This is a genomic window from Candidatus Hydrogenedentota bacterium (assembly GCA_013359265.1).
Classification (GTDB): Bacteria; Hydrogenedentota; Hydrogenedentia; order Hydrogenedentales; family SLHB01; genus JABWCD01.
Genome location: JABWCD010000004.1, coordinates 249,666 through 268,000, shown reverse-complemented (window position 1 = coordinate 268,000; position 18,335 = coordinate 249,666). Strand labels below are relative to the sequence as shown.

Sequence of the window (18,335 nt, the reverse complement as noted above, 5' to 3'; positions counted from 1 at the left end):
GGGCAGGCCGTGCGATTTCGCTACGGCGTGAAGGTCAGTCCCTCTGCTGGCGTCCCGTCAAGGTTCGTGAACCGCAGGGACACGCCACTCATCCCGGCGCGGTTATAGACCTTGACGAATATCCGTGAGGTGCCCGCAGGCAGTGTGACCGGCACGATATCCTTGTCGTAATCGAGACCGCGAGGCCCGTCATGGCGATACACCTCGATGTCGTTGAGGCGCACGATTCCGTCGTCATCGGTGCATACCCGCATTTGCAGTTGTCGATCCGCGGAACTGGTCACGTCGCAATACAAGTACATCGCCGCATTCTTGAGCGCGCGCCGTCCGTAGATGTTGGTAAGGCCCAAGGTGCCGCACGTAGTTTCACGAACGCGCCAACCTGCTTTTCCATCTTTGACAGGATGGATTGCGCCGGTGTCTATCGAGGAGTCTGGCGGAAAAACCGCGTCGAGCAGTTTCCCTTCGGTGTCCTCGAAAGGCCCGATCACGTACCAGGCGGGCACTGCGCCCGGGAACGGCGCAGGCGTGGCCCAATGTCCGGCAGATTGCAGGCGCGTCGCCTTCATTGATTCGGTTTCAGGGCGAACCATGAGACCGCCCGTATCGATTGCCTCGCGGTTCGCCGCGCGCACGACCGAACCCAGTTCCGGCAACGTTGCCCACCCCGGAAGTTGTTCGTTGCCGAGCCAATACGCTGCAAGCCCGCTGGCGCCTTCGCGCACGAAATCTTCCAACTGTTCCCGGAGCTGTTCACCCGTGGGCACGCCTTGCCCGGTGTTGGCGGGCCTTCCATCGAAGGCTTGATAGATGCCGACAAACGGTATTCCCGGGACACGGCTGCGCGCGGTGGTCAACATGCGTTGGACGACCTGGCTGGTCCGATCGCGTTCGTAGCTTTTCGTGCCCACCGGATACCAGTAGATGAACATGATGTCGCACACGCCCGGCGCAAAATTGATGAGCGAGCCGTCATCGCCGAACCCTGCGCAGACTGGGTGCCGTTTGCCCAGGTCTTCCTTTTGCACGGTTGCGTACATAGCGCGCAGGGCGGACACCGAATCGCCGGGACTATCGTCGAGTGTGTAGTACCCAAAGAGGTTTGGCGAATCCTTCACCCGCCGAATCTCGTCGGCGCACGGCCCCGGCCAGAATAGAATTGTGCCTTCCCGGTGCTCGGCGGCTTTGGTGCCATCGCACCCGCGCTGACAATTCAGAAGGCCGGTGTCGTCTATCGAATCGTATCGAATGATTTCGTCGTCGATCTGGACTACTTTCGACGTGTGTTTGGGTCTACCGCCCTGGAACGAGAGTGGAATTGTGACCTGATCCGCGGAAATCGGTTCGCGCAGGCTGACACCGTGGTACAGATGGCTCGTGAGATGGTGGAGAACTTTGATGCCGTGCTTCGCGCAGTAGGCCCCTTCGGGCGTGGCCGGATCGAGTTCGTTTTCGCCGCCGAAGACAATGTTCATTCCCGCATCGCGAATGTAATCCAGGCTGGCAAGCATACCGTCGCCTGGCGCGTACGTCCCGAGAATGGGCTTGCCGTCAACGCTCCACCGCGTTGGGTGCAGAGGCATTCTCGCGCTGTTGGCCGCATCCGACGAGACCACGCCGGGTATGAAGACGCCGGCGCACCCCCCGCGCGTTGGGATTTTCAGGTTGCACTCGACCGCCCACATTTCCCAGGCGCCATCGGTGTACACGTCATTGCCCGGCCGCCCGCAGGCCTGGCAGAACAAGTACCATTTGTTCTCTATGCTATAGAGCGCGGGCGTGGCGACATGGTAGAGCGTGTTATCGCCATACAGCCCCTCCCACTTTGTTTGGAGCATCGTATCTACGTCGATCTGCGTCCAACCTTCGGCGGGATCCGTGCTGACCGCCAACACCGGGCGCCATCGCTTTCCCTGTTCGATGCCCACCTCGATGCAGAGCACGTAGGTGTTCTCGATCTTCTGAATTTGGTGCCATTCGTAATACGCGTTGGGCGTTGACTCGAAAATCTGCCCCATGCCGCGCGGGTCGTTCGCATTGTATCGCCGCGTCCAGTTTTTGCCGTCGTGGGACGTGGCGAGCCGAATGCCGGGAAGGATGCCGTCCTTACCGCGATAGGAGTAGTACATGTACCAGTCCCAACGCTGCTCCTTTTCGTTCCACTCGCGCATCACCGCGGCTTGTTGCGCCATGTCTTCGTAATAGGGCGCTGCCGGTTCGGGCGCCAGAATTGGCTTGTCGCCGTACCGTTTGATCGCCTCCGGTGAGATGGAGGAGTAGCCGTCTTCTCCGGCGGGACAAATTGCCAGCCCGATTCGATCCTGCACGGTCCCGGTGGTCCCCGAGTAGTAGATGTAATACGAATCCTCTTCCGGTATGTACAACACGGTATCGAGGCGGATGCTCGCCGAGTCCCAACCCGTTTCGCCCGGACGAAATATCGGGTTCGCTTCGTATTGATACCATGTGAACGGATCGCTTGTTCTCGCCCACGCCTTGCCGACCGCAGCGTATGCCCGGTCTGATGCCGGCACCGCGCCGTAGAACATGATTAGTTTAGCCGGGTCTTTCGGGTTCGGAAGAATGCACGGTTCCTCGATTTGCTGCGACTGCCACGCGGCATCCGCGCGGGAGATGATCAGCTTTCCGCGTACGGACGCAGGCTGCGCCGTTGCATCCAAAGATGCATACGTGCAAAGAACAACGACTACGCCGAAAGTCCGCAATACCAACATGTTGGCCCCCAGGCAGGATTAGAATTGCGCGCGATCTCCGTTAACCCCTCGATTAGGCGGCGCGGCGAAGCACGCACATTCGCGTTATGCAACAAACTTTTTCTTGGTCTTGGCCAGAGCGCGCCGGACTTCCAGTGGAAGCGAAATCGCAATGAAGTATCGGGGCGGATACAAATGGTCTTCGCCGGATTCGTCAACGACCCGTATCAGGTCTGACCTTGCGGCGCTCTTGTCCGGCACCGCCGCGTATATCTTACCTCGAGGCAGGTCATCGCAATCCGCATTTTCTACACAGACCAAAAATCTTTGTGAGAACTTTTTCATGTCTTTAATCCACGAAACGCTTGATCTTGGATTGCTTCATGCCAGTTCCGTGGGATTCATACCAGTGAAGTTCAGCCCCCGAATATCGCCCCGCGAGCGCTTTACTCGTGCAATCCCTTTCATCTTGCGCCATCGCGTACCGCCGTACTGCTCGTTCAGTATTGCTCGCTTGCGCACACCTGCGCCCTGAGCAATTGACTCAATCTCCCTGATGGCACCAACGATTTCAAAGTATACCAATGAAAGCTCCGCTTCAATCCGGCTCCGCCGCGCAACGTATTTGACGGAATCTGGCTAGAGAGTCCATCCATTCCGATATTGACGCGTCACATACTGATTTGCATCGGGCATGTTCGGGAACTCCATTTTTGCCGGGTCCCATTCGATGCGCGCGTTCATGCGCTTGGCGATGTTGCCGAGTTGGCAGACTTCCGTCAGCGGACCGGAGTAGGCGAAGTCCGCGCCGGCGCGCGTGTTGGTCCTAATCGCGTTAAGCCAGTCTTGCTCGTGCGAGCACTCGACGCGCGGTATTGTCGGCTCGGGCGGCTTGAACTCCTTCATGCGAGACGCGGGCAACAGGCGCGGTTCGTTGCCGTACACGTTGCACGTGATCATCCCCTCGGAACCTTTGAACAGTGCGCCGCCCTCGGGGTCGCCCAACCGGTCCTCGGGCAAAAGGCCAGCGGGCCGGGGAGGCCGCAGCCCGTCGTACCAGGTCAATGTCACCGGAGGCATCGTCCCCCGTGCGGGGAATTCGTACTGGACCAGGCACGCGACAGGATGTACTTCGCCGTTCCAGTCGGTGTAGTTCCCGTCAATCGAAGCCGGATGCCCCAGATCGAGCGCATAGAAAATCGGATCGAAGGTGTGCGCCCCGCGGTCGCCCATCATGCCGCTGCCAAAATCGAGGAAGCTGCGCCACGTGCGCGGGTGGTAGCACCGGTGGTAGGGCCGCTCCGGCGCGGGACCCAGCCACAGGTCCCAGTTCAAGGTCCCCGGGACTGGCGGCGTCTCCGTTGGACGCACGCCGACTGGTGAACTCCACGCCGCGTGACCCCACGGGTAATACGTCAGGCTACACCACGCGTCCACTTCGCTCACTTCGCCGATCGCTCCAGCTTGAATCCACTCTTTGATTTGGCGAATACCTTCGCCGGAGTGGCCTTGAATCCCCATCTGCGTGACGACGCCGGTTTCCCGGGCAATCTCCGCCAGGCGGCGCGCTTCGTACACGTTGTGCGTTAGCGGTTTCTGGCAATAGACGTGTTTCTTCGCGCGCATGCACGCCGCGGCAATCACGGCGTGCGTGTGGTCCGGGGTCGCGATGACAACGCCGTCGATGTCGCTCTTCGCGAGCATTTCGCGATAGTCTTTGTACTTCGCCGCCTGCGGAAACGCCGCATACACTTTCGCCGCGTACTCGTCGTCCACGTCGCACAACGCGACGATGTTCTCGCGCGCGACGTTTCGCAGGTTTGAGGCGCCCATTCCTCCGACCCCGACGACGGCGATGTTGAGTTTGTCCGTTGATTCTCCGGCTTTCGCCGGTTGATGCAAGGCGGTAATGGCAATACCCGCCGCGCCCCGCGACACAAAGTCGCGCCTGCTGAGTCGATTCATGACTGTCCCCTCCCCCACGATTCTTTCAATATCATCAACACCCGTTCCGAGCGATACATCTTACCCGACCACTTTGCGCTATACTGTCTCTTCCATTCAATTAGAGGAACCTATCCATGCTTAGAAATCGACTCGTCATCTCTGTATTTCTGCTCTCGTTCACGATGTTCTACCCAATGGCTCTAGCCGCCGACGCTCCCACCGCGCCAAATCCACCCGAAGGCTTCACGGCCCTGTTCAACGGCAAAGACCTCACCGGCTGGAAGGGACTTGTCGCAGACCCCGAAAAGCGCGCGAAGATGACGAAGGAAGAGCTCGCCGCGGCGCAGGCCAAGGCCGACGAGCGGATGCGCGAGCACTGGAAAGTCGTTGACGGCGCACTCGAATTCGACGGTAAAGGCGACAGCCTGTGCACGGTGAAGGACTACGCGGATTTCGAACTGCTGGTCGATTGGAAGATTAAGGACGAAGGCGACAGCGGCATTTACCTCCGCGGCAGCCCGCAGGTGCAAATCTGGGACCCGAAGAAGAACAATGTTGGCTCCGGCGGCCTGTACAACAACGAGAAGGGGCCGTCCAAGCCGCTCGTGCTTGCCGACAATCCTATCGGCGAATGGAACACGTTCCGCATCAAGATGCTTGGCGACAAAGTCTCGGTCTGGCTGAACGACAAGCTCGTGGTTGACAATGTCGTGCTCGAGAATTACTGGGACCGCTCGAAGCCCATCTATCCCACCGGCCAGATCGAGCTACAGAACCACGGAAATACGCTGTGGTTCCGGAATATCTACATCAAGGAGATTCCCGCGAAATAGCGGTCAGGATGGCTACGGCTTGCGGGAACCACAGGCGAAAAGGTGTAGCAGCCCTGACAACTTTCCTATGCGGTTGGCCGATGATCGCCGGTATCGGCCAACCGCGCTAGTCTCCCTTAACAGTTTGCTGCAGTTTAGCTTAGCCGACAAACGGTACTGCCGGAACATTTCTTGCCTGTGAACCGCCGGTGCATTGTCTCAGCCTGATCAAGGCAGGCGGGACATTTTTCGCGTGGTGATCCGGCGTTGCCGAAGCCAATCAGGCGAATTGGCTTTGGCGCTGACGCCCGGGTATCGAGTTGGCGCTCGACCAGAGGAGAAGCTGCGGTGAGCGTGAAGCGTGCGTTGTGCGTTCTTGCCCTCAATGTGTTCGCTCTTCCCGCGTTCGCCGGCACGAACGACGGTGCGGGGGAAGCACGCGAGCGCATTACGTTGTGGCATCAGTTTTATCTTGACCGGGGCGTAGACTACACGCGCTTCGGCGAACTGGGTGCGACGCGGACCGCGTTCCGCCGCATGTTCGTACAGGAGATCGCCGCGCTGCAGGAACTCGGCGCAAAACCCATTGACGCCGCGGTCGTTCTGCTCGCGCTCGATCGCCACTACAACGAAACGATCGCGCGTGCGGAACGGGGCATCGAGGCCAGCTTCGCGGCCGAATTCCGGACCGCACTGCTTTCGCACTACGAGCGGACCGGCAACCCACAGCGGATCGTCATGTTCGATGGCACATTTGTTCCCAAGAACGCAAAATCAGAAGACGCGTCAAGCGCTCCCATTGGCGTCGACATGGTTGCCTCCGGCACGTGGTCAAACGTGGATGGCTATACCGTCCGTGTGTCGATGGACTTTGTGTTTATCGGCACCGGCAGCCTGATCAGCTTCACTGCGGAAGGGACTGTGCCCGAAGCTGCGGAGGGCATTGCGTTTCAATTGTTCGACTACTTCGAGAAGAACCGCTTCCCCGAGCCGGAGAATCCCCTCGCCCATCTCGAGGTCCGGCCCGCATTGCCCGGGCATAGCATCTACCGCGGCGTCCCGCGCGATGCCGCTGTACGCGCGTGCGAGGGCCAGGGATTTCGTCTGCCGTATTCCTACGAACTCGACTTGATCTTCGCGCAAGGCCCCTACGAGGATGGCGGGATCGAAATCGATCCGAACTGGTACTACCATGTCGCCGACGATGCCGAGCACGTGTGGCTCGCTCCCGGAAAACTGGAAAACGTGCACGGCCTTTCTCTCGCCAACTTCGAGAAGCGCAGCCCTTACTACATCATGGTGAAAGGTTCGCCATCCGCAAATGTGCAGCTCATCACGAAGCTGACCCACTTCATGAAGTCAGAATCGCGCAGGCCGAAGTCTGACCGCGACACGCTCGCGATATACGCCGCGCGGCTCGCGTTGGCGGACCTCGGCGCCAAGACTCCAGACAGCGAAAGGGCGCTGGAACTCATGAAGCGAGAGTTCCGTAAGCGCGACGGCAATCCCTGGGTGTATTTGCGGGAGAAGGGGATTACACGGACGAGCCTCGCCGCAGCCAGCACGTCACACTGACGTCCCGGGGCGGTCCCCCGGCTTCGCGGGGGGATACTTATTGGGGAGTGGCTGACAGCAACGCTCAATTCGCCGTCGCCGCACCTTCCACGGGGTAGGCGCGCATACGCTCGACGTCGAACGCCCACGCACGAACGTGGCGCATACCTTGCGGAAGCGCCGACGTATCGAGTTGCTTCATCCAACCGCAATTCACGTACGCAGGTACGTTGAGGCCAGACGCTATGTCGGGTCTGTATTCTTGAGGAACCGCGACGGAGAAAATCCGCGCCACGCCGTTGCTATCGTCGTATGTGAGCAGGACCGCGTCGGCTGGACGCTCTTTGCCGGGCAAGACCGCCCATCCCGCAATCAGGAAACGTCCGTTCGCAAGTCTGCCGGACTGTTCGATGGCGCCGTGGTGCGCCGGACCCGGGGCATTTGGATCGGCGAGATCGTTGGCGTTGTCCGTGTGAACCAGACCCGGGGTCAAATACCCGAGCCGGTCAAGGGTCCCAATCAACGGTCTGAGCGGCTCGGGGAACGGATGAACGTGAGACGCGAGAAGCGCGGGATCGTCGACAATATGCGATAACGCGACGATTGATTTTTCGTGCAGTCGAGAGTGCTGAATGTCCCGCCACTGGCCGACGACGGATATGGCCCCGAGGACATGGAGCAACGCGATTGCCGACGCGACACACGTCAGCGCAGTGCTGACGCGATCCACATTGCCCGAAGACTTGGCGTCGTCCCGCCCGTGACGCACGATCAAGGGCAGGAGGAATAGCAGGGCAATGGGCAACGCGGTGCTGAAAGGGGTATAGCGCGACGGCATCGCGCACGCGACTGCTCCAAGTCCGAGACGCCCGACGGTGATCGCGGTCGCATTCAAGCACGCAAAACCGGCAAGCGTGATCCAGGGAAGCGCACGCGCGAGCAGCTCTTGGTCGCTGCGGCGGCGCAAAATTGTGAACAGGGCGCCGATCAAAAGAATGACGAAAACTCCCCCCACAATTTCCGCAACGGAAAACGGTTCCAGCGCAGTACCGTGGGCAAACGGAGCGCCGAGAACGGCGAGAAAAGAGCGTAAGCCCGCAACGGGATGGCCAAGAACGAACAGTGGGCTGGGGTGGAGTTCGGGCTTCGTATAGCCAACGAAGTAACTTGCGGTGCTCGATGCGAATGCGAGCAGGTAGGCGAGCATCCACCGCTTGCGGGCTTTCCAGCGAGCCGCGGCGCCGGGAAACAGAAACATGGGAAACGCAAGTATCCAGTATGTAAAGCCGCTGCCAATGGAAAACGTGCACACGAGACACAGCGCCATCGTCACAAGGAAGTTCCATGGATGCCGCATCGACGACGCGACCCACGCGATCGCGAAGAAACAAACGACGGGAAGGAGAAAACCAATTTGGAAGCCCCATAGCCAGTTCTCCCAACTCATTGGCGAGAACACCAGGGCGCTTGCGCCGAGAAGCGGCCATGGATTTGCGGACGCGCGAAAACCAGTCGATCCCGCAAGTCGAATGAGGCTAGCCAGACACAGCCAGCCCAATAACCAGACGACCCAGAGTTCGGCGAGTATGTTCCAATGCGTCAACCGCGCCAGGGCAAACATGAGGAGCCGCGGGACCAGCAAACGATGCTCGTTGTGCTGCGCCGCGAAGTCCGCAAAACCCAAAGTTCCTTCGTCTGCTTTTGCGAACAAAGGGGCCAGACCGTTCCATTGATCGAGGTGCGGAACGTTTACGCCATAGCGGTGCACGAGCAATGCGATCCACACCGCGGGGAGAGCCCAAACGACGGCCCAAAGCAAATTCCTCCACGTTGGCAGCATTTGGTAAGCGGCTCCCCTTCTCCGCTGCGCGGAGTCACGGCAAGTGCCGCAAGACTAGCGCGATGACTATTGTGGTTCAACAAAAGCGCGCACCGAACGCGTGCCCCGCAGAATCACGGGCACCGTCAGGGAGATTGGTTCTGCGAAGACCCGGGTCAGGATGGCGGGGTTGCTTCCGGTCTGACGAAAAAGGCCAGGACCGCTCCGGCAAGTAACCATGCGCCGAAATTGTAGACGCCCTGGACCAGTTTCCAGCGAAACGGCAGCACCCACCAGACGTGCTCGCCTATGTCCACCAGCAACATCGAGACCAATCCCGCCAGCGCCACGAAATACACGCGCGACCCGTAGGTGGGCAGCGCCGGTAACGCCGCCCGCATCATGAGCGCTAACACAGCAACGGTCACCAAATAGAGGATAAATCCCTTCAGCATGATACTCGGGTCGACGATCGGGCGGCCGTCCCGATCAATCATATGTACAAATGCCAATGGGCCGGTGGACATGTGTTTTTCCCAATCCGGCTGGCCGGGCGACGGCACGTAATAGGTCCCTTCCTCCGGGAATATTTCCGACAGCGCCCGCTGTGCCGCAGCCCCGTCCACCGGATTCTTCCAGACCCAGGTTTGGACGCCAACCGCGCCCCAATACAGGAATCCCCACAGGTAAATCGCAATCGAGGCGGCGAGAACGCCAAGAACGGTACGCCACATTTTTCTCTCCCTTGCAGAACCCGGTTCGATCGAGCTGGACGCGCGATGGAATAAACCATAATAGCACAGGATCGTATACAAGTAGCAGCCAGGAGCGGATTTCCAGGCCCGGACCGCTACAGTTCTGCGCCTGGGGTTGCGTAGAATGCGGGCATGCCCTATCTCGGCTGGAAACTGAAGCGAGTGTTGTTCAAGGACAACGCGGCCATGCGGTATGGCCGCGTGCGCGGAGTCGAGAAGCCAATCAGCACGCTGGTACAGGGCACCGTGATGCTGCCGGGGGAGAACGAGGCGCAGTCGCACGCACTATTGGACGCGGTGCTCGAGTTGGGCTGCAACACGTTTGACACGGCGCACGAATATGCCGGCGGCGAAGGCGAGCGTTCGTTCGGGCGGTGGCTTGCACTACGGGGCAATCGCGACAAAGTGGTGATTATCGGAAAGGGGTGTCATCACAACGCGGACCGAAAATGCGTCACACCTTACGATATCGCCTCGCACCTGCACGATTCGCTCGCGCGCATGAAAGTCGATCATATCGATCTGTATATGCTCCACCGCGACGACCCGTCGCAGCCCGTCGGCCCGATCATGGAAGCGCTGAACGAATTGATGGACGCGGACAAGATTCACGCGATCGGCGCGTCGAACTGGACGACGCGCCGGATTCTGGAAGCGAACCTCTATGCGCAGACGCACGGCCTCACGCCGTTTGTCGCGAGCAGCCCGCAGTTCAGTCTTGCGGAAATGATCGATGAACCATGGGACAACTGCGTCAGCATCAGCGGTCCCCAGGGCGAATCCGATCGCGCTTGGTACGAGGAGAATGAAATGCCGCTCTTCACGTGGTCGTCGCTCGCAAGCGGGTTCCTGTCGGGCAAGCTGACACGGCAGAATGCGCGCCAGCACGAAGGGCAGATGTATCACCGGTGCTACGCGTGCGAAGCAAACTTCAAACGGTTGGATCGCTTGCAGGAACTCGCGCGGCTGAAGCGCGTCAGCGTCCCGCAGTTGGCCCTCTCGTGGGTGCTGCACCATCCCCTCGAACTCTACCCACTTGTCGCGGCCTATCATCCGCGCGAGTTCGAGCAACTCACCAAGGCGTTGGATATCGAACTTACGCTATCGGAGTCGGAATGGCTGGATTTGGAGCGGGATGAGTTGGATTAGAGTTCGTCGCTTGAGCAATGGAGTCTACCTCATGAACGCTACGGTCACGATAGGAACCTACATGGACTTGATGCTCGCTGAGCTCGTCCGGGGACGTCTTGAATCGGAGGGAATTCAGGCAATTCTTACCGATGACTTGGCTGCGTTATCCAACGATGGCGGAATCGTCGCGACCCAAGGTGTGCGGGTCCGCGTGCCGCACGATCAGGCGGAGAAGGCGCGAAGAGTTCTCGACGAGATCGAGGGGTAAGCTTGGTGAGAAATGTTCTGGAGTAAGGCGCGCCGCCGGGAGAAGGTAAGGGCGCGCGCGTTTCCGGAGGCGTGGGAAGCGGCGCTGCGTGACAATGTGCCGTACTACGGCTTCTTGCCGCCCGAGGATCAAGCGGAATTGCGCGGGCACATCCATGTCTTGATTGGGGAGAAGAACTTCGAAGGCTGCGGCGGCCTCACAATTACGGACGAAGTAAAGGTCACCATCGCCGGCTATGCGTCGATACTGCTGTTGCATCGCGACGCGGCGTACTACCCGCGCCTTTCGTCAATTCTGGTGTATCCCGACGCGTTCGTTGCGCGACAGGAATTCGTGGAGTTTGGGGACGATATGGACGTAATGGACGATGAAGACGTTCGCATTGGGGAGTCGTGGGATACCGGGGCGATCGTGCTCGCGTGGAAGCCCATTATGCAATCGGCAAAGGGCCAAGGCAGCACACAGAATGTGGCGTTGCACGAATTCGCCCACCAACTCGACCTCGAAGATGGCATCACCAACGGAGTGCCCGATCTCGATGACGACGAGGCCTACGACGACTGGGTGCGGGTTATGGGTGGCGCATACGAAGCGTTGTGGAAAGACATCGAGCGCAACCGGTTGACGTTCATCGACGAATACGGCGCGACGCATCCCGCGGAATTCTTCGCGGTGCTCACCGAGACATTTTTTATGCGTCCGCACACGCTGCAGCGAAAACACGCGGACGTGTACGGGGTATTGCGCGAGTATTACCGGCAAGACCCGGCGGCGTTACTGCCGAAGGTCTGACTACGAAGTTTCTCCGTCTTCGTCGTCATCCTCGTAGACCTCGTCCAGCACATCGCTGTCGACGCCTTCGTTCAAGTCGGCCAATAGTTCCGCCGCCGCCTCGGCGTGCTCCGGTTTCACTTCGATGAACGCCATCATGCTCGCGCGCGAATACAAGCCAAGTATGTTTTGTCCCATGGCGTTCTGCACGACATAGGGGATGTCTGCACCCTGCAATAGCGACTCGGCAAGGGCGATTTCCCCTTTGTCATCGGTTTCAAACACACAGACGGAATCCTGGAAATGCGGTTCCATGTCGGGCTGCTCTTCGACCAACTCAACCTGGCACTCCCCGCACATCGTCACCCCCGGGTCAAATTCAGCTCCGCAGCCTGGACAAAACATTTCGCACCTCCTCCGGACCGGCACTCGCCGCGTCTGGAGGACATGGTAACCCATTTCCGTGTTCATTGGCGTGCAACGCCGGCGAAGTTCCGCGGTAGTATGCGTCGTATGCCGCGTAAGAGCTTATGCAACTTTTCCGAGCGCGCCGATGATAGATCGATTGTCCTCGAATTGCCTCGCGGACTTGGTATAATTTGAATCGTTAACGGCCCCTCGCTCTGCGGGGGAGATGGGGCCTCGCCCGAACGAACCCGTCCAACCATCACTGCTACTCCGCGGCAGTACCAAGGTGTCTCGCCATGACGTCCGCTTCCGCCTCCCGCCTGCTCCCGTCCCGTGTTCTCGCAGCGACGCTAATAGCCTTGCTCGCGGTCGCGCAAACCTTCGTTCAGGGGTGCGGCTCTCCGTCGGACCAAACGCCGCCGAGCGAGTCCGCGGCGCTTCCGGCCACCCAGGAAGGCGACGCCCCCTCCCCGGATGCCGAGCCGACCGAGGCGGAACCGGTGGAGGACATAAGACCGTTGTCGGTAGTTGGAACCGTGCCTTTGCCGGGCGACGCATTGAAAGGTCGGATCACAGTCTTCTTCGACCAGGACATCAAGGTGGAGGGCCAAGACAAGCCGGAAGCTACGCCGCCATTCACGATGGACCCTCCGTTCGTAGGGACGTATACGATTGGGCGCAATTACATAGACATCGCGTCGGACAAATTCTCGCCGACGGCCCCGCTGACCCTTACCTTGAACGATGACATTAAATCAACAACAGGAAATACGCTTGGAACAGAAGCGCGCACTTTAAACTTTGCCCCATTCACGTTCGAAGTGCGCCGAATCTGGCAGCTCGAACAGTCCGCCGAACGCGAGGTGATAGGGGTGCTCTTCCCCACGTCCGTCGCTCCCGAGGCCCTCCAACAGAACATGACCGTGACCGATGCGGACGGAGCGCCAGTCGCAGTGACTGTCGAACCCGGCAGCCAACCGGATATCCTTCGCCTTGTCATCCCGACTGGAATCAAGCTCCCGGTCCACATAACCGTGGGTACTGGTCTGACGGATTCCACCGGCGCGTTCCAGCTTGCCAACGAGTTTATCGCGGAGTACCCGTCCTTTGCTGACTTGCTGGTGACATCCGCCAAGCTCCTCGAACCGGACGGGGAGGCCCCGCGGGTTCGATTCCGATTCTCGAAGGCCATCGACGCGGAGACGCTCAAAGAGCATCTTTCGATTAAGGACGAGGCCGGGGCGCCGATCAGTTTCGAGATTGTGTCAGACGGCCAAACGACTGAGCCCGATGTGCGAGTGAGCATCACAGATGAGACCCGCTCAGACATCACGCTCGAAATTTCGCCGGGCCTCGAAGGTTTGGAGCACGCCACCCTTCGCGAGACCTTCACCAAGACGTTGCCGGCGCGGGCGCTTCAAGTCGACCGGGAATTGTCGATTGCCGATGATTATTGGGACTACGCCGACCGCGACGGCCTTGCGCTGAGCCTCGGTTTCAACATACCCATCAACGTAGTCAGCATGAAGGAACACCTGAAGATCGAGCCGAAGGTCGAGAACGTGCGGGTCGAACTTGGTTACAACGCGCGCCGCGCGAAGATATTCGGCGATTGGGATTCGGGAAAGAGCTACCGCCTCAACTTTTCCAAGGGGATGACCATTGGCGCCGGCGCCAAGACCGCCGATGACGTCGAGTACTCAGTGACTGCCGACACGGTCCCTCGATACATCGGTTTCGGACAAAAAGGCAAGTACTACTTCCCCCGCCGCGACGGCATCGGCCTGCCGCTTGAAACCCGCAACGCCTCGAAGGTGAAGCTCCGTCTCTTTCGCATGTTCCCATCCAACATCGCGGTGGCGGTAGGTGACATGGAGAACGGAGAACCGTGGACCCAGTTTCTGCGCGCCTGGAGCGAATACATCACGGATCAGGACCTGGACGTGAAGCTTCAGGCGGACCGCCTTGTCAGTACCCCGCTAACGCTCGACACAACCATCCCGGAAGGCAAACGGGGCGTCTTTTGCCTTGCGGCATACGACAAAACCTCTGAAGGCGAGGACGAGGAGTACTACGACGAAGAAGGCGGCGCCGCGGACGAGGACTCCGCCTCGCCCGAAAGCGAGTACCCGTCCGCTACCAAGCTTATCCTGTTCACGAATATCGGCCTGCTCGCGCACTGGCTCGACAACGAGCTGCTCGTTTTCGCTCACGACCTTTACACACTCGAACCGAAAGCCGCGGCGAAGGTCACCATCTGGTCTGCCAAAAACCAGGTCTTGGCGACGGGAAGCACCGACGAACGCGGCGTCGCGAAGCTGGGTCCCTTTGAGACACGCCTTGGACTGCCGAGCGTTGTGGTCGTGGAGGCCGGCGATGATGCGACCTTCCTCCATCTTGAACCCCGCAATGACGACACGCGCGAGATTTCGCCAGACATGCCAAAGTTCGACCGAAAGGCGTATGACGCATTCTTATACGCCGACCGCGAACTGTACCGGCCGGGCGAACCCGTCTACCTGCGCTGGCTTGTACGCAGCAATTACGGCGACGCGCTCGCGAACGTTCCGTTAACGTACTCGATCGACAATCCGAACGGCGAGGAACTCACTAGCGGTCCAACAACGCTGTCCGCGGCGGGGACGGGCGGCCTCGATTTGACGACCGAAAAGGAATACCCCACCGGCGAGTACACCGTGAACCTCAACGTCCCGGGGTCAAAGAAGCCGATTGGGACTTATTCCTTCAAGTTGGAGGAGTTCGTCCCTAATACGATGAAGGCCGCACTAACCGTTGCGGAAGCGGTCTGGCTATCCGGCGAGAAGTACGCCATAAAGTTGAACGCGCAGCACCTTTTCGGCGCGGCAGCGGCCGATCGCAGGGCCGACGCGAAGATCGTCCTGCGCCCCGCGGCGTACCGTCCCGAGCAGTGGAAGACCTACACGTTCGGAAACGACACGCCCTACAAGAGCGAGACAGTTACCACGGACGAAGTGCAGACGGATGGAGCGGGCAACGCCGAGTTTCCGTTCTCCTACGCCGCGCCGCCTGATGTGACCTATCCGCTCAGCGCGCTCATCATCGGGCGTGTCTACGAACTTGGAGGGCGCGCCGTCGCGGACACGAAAGAGATCACCGTGCTGCCCGCTCCCATTTCGTTAGGTGTTGGCCTCGCTCCAGCGGATAGCGGACAGGGTGTGTTGGTCAACGTTGCGGCGATTAACCCCGACGAGACGCCCGCTGCACTTTCGAGCGTGAAGGTCACGCTGGAAAAACAGGTCTGGAACTACTACGTACGCCGATACTACGACTACCACGAACCCAACTGGTCCGAATCCTTCGAGCCGATGGAGACGCGTGACGTCGCTCTGAATAACGGCGCGGGCGCGACTACCTTTGACGTGAAGGGCTACGGTTATTTCCGCGTGCGCGTGCACTCGGACAAGACGCCGCAATTCAGTACCCTGTCGTTTTACTCCTACGGCGGGCAGCCCCATCTCGTGAATGCCGCGCGGCCAAGCCTCATCAAGCTCACCCTCGACAAGCCGAAGTATGTCGTGGGCGAACAGGCCACGGTGCGCATTGAAGCGCCGTTCGACGGCAAATCATTTGTTGTCCTGCAAGGACAGGAACTACAGCAGGCGCAAGTGGTGGACATCGTCAACGGCGTTGGCAACGCGTCATTCCCCGTATCCACCGATCAGTATCCGAACATCTGGATTGAAGCGACTGTCGTCCACGCGATTAAGGAAGGGCAAGATCAGGTCTATCCGTTCTCCAGTCTCGCGCTTGCTCCCGTGAAAATCGAAGACCCCGCGCGCAGCATCGCGGTGTCCTTCCCGGGATTGCCGGAAGAGATTCGTCCGCTGTCCGACGCGCAGTTCGTTGTAGAAACGCGCGACGCTACGGGCGCGCCGCAGTCGGTCGAACTCACACTCGCCGCTGTCGACGAAGGCATTCACGCCATTACCGGTTACGAAAGCCCCGATCCGCTTTCGTATCTGTCGCGCGTGCGCCGGCCGGACTACCGCCGCACGCACTACTACGACAAGGTCGCGTACGATTTCGACAAGACCCGGATCGGCGGCGACCTTGAAGCGCTGTTGGCGAAACGCGCCGCAGCGATTGACGAGAACTGGATCAAACCGGTTTCGCTGTGGTCTGGCGTCGTGCAAACAGACGCAAACGGACAAGCGACCGTCAACATGAAAGTACCAGAGTACAGCGGCCAATTGCGGCTCGTCGCCATTGCCGCGTCTCCACGGGCGACCGGTGCGCAGACTGGATTTGTTTACGTACGGCGTCCGTATACGTTACGTACGAGCATGCCCCGTTTCCTGTTGCCGGGCGATAAGGCGACCTGCCGTGCCACGCTGCATAACAACACCGATTCGCCCGCGAAGGCAATTGTGAGTTGGACAGTCGAAGGCACTATCGAGGTGAACTCCGGGTCGCAGGAAGTCGACGTCCCGGCGAAAGGCGAGGCGCATGCCCTCGTGGACTTTGTCGCGGCGCAGGCCGTAGGCCAGGCGGCGATTCAATGGTTCGTGACGTTCCGTGACGCGTCGGGCGCGGACGCCGAGAAGCTCGAACAACGCGCCCCGATTCCCGTGCGCGCGCCGGCGGTATTCCAGTCGGACCACCAATTGATCGTGCTGAATCCCGGCGAATCCACGACTGTGAAGAACTCAAAGTTCCTCGAGGACAAGCGTACGGAGGTCTCGATCGTCGCGGGTGCAAACCCGGTGCTGCGCGTGTTCGACGCGCTGAAGCACGTGGTCTCCTACCCCTACGGCTGCGTAGAGCAGACCACCTCTCGTCTGTTCCCCATGTATTTGCTTAAACAGAATTCGGAACTCGCCGCCATGCAACTGGACAAGGGTGAAAACCTCGACGGATTCATCCAGTCCGGCATCAATCGATTGTTTTCGATGCAGACGGATTCCGGCGGTCTCGGGTTCTGGCCCGGCGCGGAATCGCCTTACGACTACGGTTCCGTGTATGCGCTGCACTTCCTCACGTTGGTGAAGAACGACCGTCAAATCGCGTTGCAGGAGAAGAACATGGAGGACCTTCAGAACTACGTGCGAAAAATATCGCGCGACTGGTCCGACAGTTCCGAGTCGTCGCTTTACAAACGCGCGTATGCGGTGTACGTCCTCGCGCTCGGTGGCGACAACGAGGCGCTGAAGCAAATACAGCGCTTTGATTCGGTGAAGCTCCCGCGCTCGGCGCGGTTCATGCTCGCGGCGGCGCTGGCGATCAACGGTGAGAATCCCGACCGGGTGAGCCTGTACATGTCCAACACGCCGTCGGTCCCCTACGTCGTGACCGAACCGGACGGCACGCTGAACTCGGAAATCCGGAACGACGCCGTCGAGCTGCTCGCGTTGCAGCAGATGAAAGGAGACGCGAAGCAGATGTCCGAGTTGGCCGGCAAGCTCACGGCATATATCACGGCCAACCGCTACGGCACGACACAGGAGACAGCGTTCATCTGCGCATCGCTGATCACGTATCTCAGCGAGATCGCGCAGAACGTCGATACGGCCAAGGCGACGATCGAGGGACCGAAAGGCAAGAGCGAGATCAAAGGCAAAGAGTCTTTCTCGGGCGAACACAACGGACCTGGCGGGCAGTTCGTCATCACCAATTCAGGCCGGACGGCGATCTACGTCAGCGCGACGACGCGCGGCGTGCCGGAGCAGCCGGACACCACGCCAATCAGCCAAGGCATCGCCCTGACTCGCACAGTCTACAACGAAAAGGGCGAGCCGCATGCCGGGACGTCGTTCGGGCAGGCGGACAGTTTCGTTATCGGCATCGAACTGAATTGCGATCGCCCCGCGAAAAACGTCGTTATCGCCGATCTCATCCCCGCCGGGTTCGAGATTCAGAATCCGCGGCTCGACGCCGACGCGATTCCGTCGGACGCGTTCAAGAACCGAATTACGCCAACATACCTTGAAGTGCGCGACGACCGGCTTGTTGCTGCGTTCGACTCGATCGACACGGGCAAACACAACCTCTACTACATAGTTCGTGCGGTCACGCCGGGCCATTACCAATATCCGGCCGTGACGGGCGAAGGCATGTACGACGCATCGGTCCGCGGGCGCGGCGTACCGGGCGAAATCGATGTGGTTGCGCAGTAAT

The 18,335-nt window shown here is 59.8% G+C and carries 11 protein-coding genes; 6 read left to right on the top strand and 5 right to left on the bottom strand.

Annotation, left to right across the window (positions count from 1 at the left end; translation table 11 throughout):
* Positions 1-20: 20 nt before the first annotated feature.
* On the bottom strand, positions 21-2,735 hold the full coding sequence (locus HUU46_04915; GenBank protein ID NUM52965.1) for a hypothetical protein: 2,715 nt from the start codon (positions 2,733-2,735) through the stop codon (positions 21-23).
* A 618-nt stretch (positions 2,736-3,353) separates the two neighbouring features.
* Positions 3,354-4,679: a Gfo/Idh/MocA family oxidoreductase gene (locus HUU46_04910; protein NUM52964.1), complete on the bottom strand. Its 1,326-nt coding sequence runs from the start codon at positions 4,677-4,679 to the stop codon at positions 3,354-3,356.
* Between the two features lie 116 nt (positions 4,680-4,795).
* Between HUU46_04910 and HUU46_04905 the strand changes: the two genes are divergently transcribed.
* Both HUU46_04905 and HUU46_04900 read left to right on the top strand, forming a co-directional pair.
* On the top strand, positions 4,796-5,494 hold the full coding sequence (locus tag HUU46_04905) for a DUF1080 domain-containing protein (GenBank protein ID NUM52963.1): 699 nt from the start codon (positions 4,796-4,798) through the stop codon (positions 5,492-5,494).
* A gap of 327 nt (positions 5,495-5,821) precedes the next feature.
* Complete coding sequence (locus HUU46_04900; GenBank protein NUM52962.1) at positions 5,822-7,048, top strand: hypothetical protein; 1,227 nt, start codon at positions 5,822-5,824, stop codon at positions 7,046-7,048.
* Between the two features lie 64 nt (positions 7,049-7,112).
* Here HUU46_04900 and HUU46_04895 read toward each other — a convergent pair whose 3' ends face one another.
* Together HUU46_04895 and HUU46_04890 are read right to left on the bottom strand one after the other, a co-directional pair.
* Positions 7,113-8,867, bottom strand: coding sequence for a hypothetical protein (locus HUU46_04895; protein ID NUM52961.1), 1,755 nt, complete (start codon positions 8,865-8,867; stop codon positions 7,113-7,115).
* Positions 8,868-9,022: 155 nt separating this feature from the next.
* The gene (locus HUU46_04890; protein NUM52960.1) at positions 9,023-9,580 is read right to left on the bottom strand and encodes a hypothetical protein; all 558 of its coding nucleotides are present in this window, start codon (positions 9,578-9,580) and stop codon (positions 9,023-9,025) included.
* Between the two features lie 207 nt (positions 9,581-9,787).
* Between HUU46_04890 and HUU46_04885 the strand changes: the two genes are divergently transcribed.
* Genes HUU46_04885 through HUU46_04875 form a run of 3 tightly spaced genes read left to right on the top strand, consistent with a single transcriptional unit; the run spans position 9,788 to position 11,792 of the window.
* The gene (locus HUU46_04885) at positions 9,788-10,750 is read left to right on the top strand and encodes an aldo/keto reductase (protein ID NUM52959.1); all 963 of its coding nucleotides are present in this window, start codon (positions 9,788-9,790) and stop codon (positions 10,748-10,750) included.
* 31 nt (positions 10,751-10,781) lie between these two features.
* Entirely contained in the window at positions 10,782-11,000 is a 219-nt protein-coding gene (locus HUU46_04880; protein NUM52958.1) for a DUF2007 domain-containing protein, read from the top strand.
* A gap of 12 nt (positions 11,001-11,012) precedes the next feature.
* On the top strand, positions 11,013-11,792 hold the full coding sequence (locus HUU46_04875) for a zinc-dependent peptidase (GenBank protein NUM52957.1): 780 nt from the start codon (positions 11,013-11,015) through the stop codon (positions 11,790-11,792).
* Here the strand turns inward: HUU46_04875 and HUU46_04870 are convergent, their stop codons facing one another.
* Positions 11,793-12,176 (bottom strand): DUF2007 domain-containing protein, encoded by a 384-nt coding sequence (locus HUU46_04870; GenBank protein NUM52956.1) that lies wholly within the window; start codon positions 12,174-12,176, stop codon positions 11,793-11,795.
* Between the two features lie 299 nt (positions 12,177-12,475).
* Here HUU46_04870 and HUU46_04865 point away from each other — a divergent pair, with 299 nt between their 5' ends.
* Entirely contained in the window at positions 12,476-18,334 is a 5,859-nt protein-coding gene (locus HUU46_04865) for a hypothetical protein (GenBank protein ID NUM52955.1), read from the top strand.
* Position 18,335: the final 1 nt, after the last annotated feature.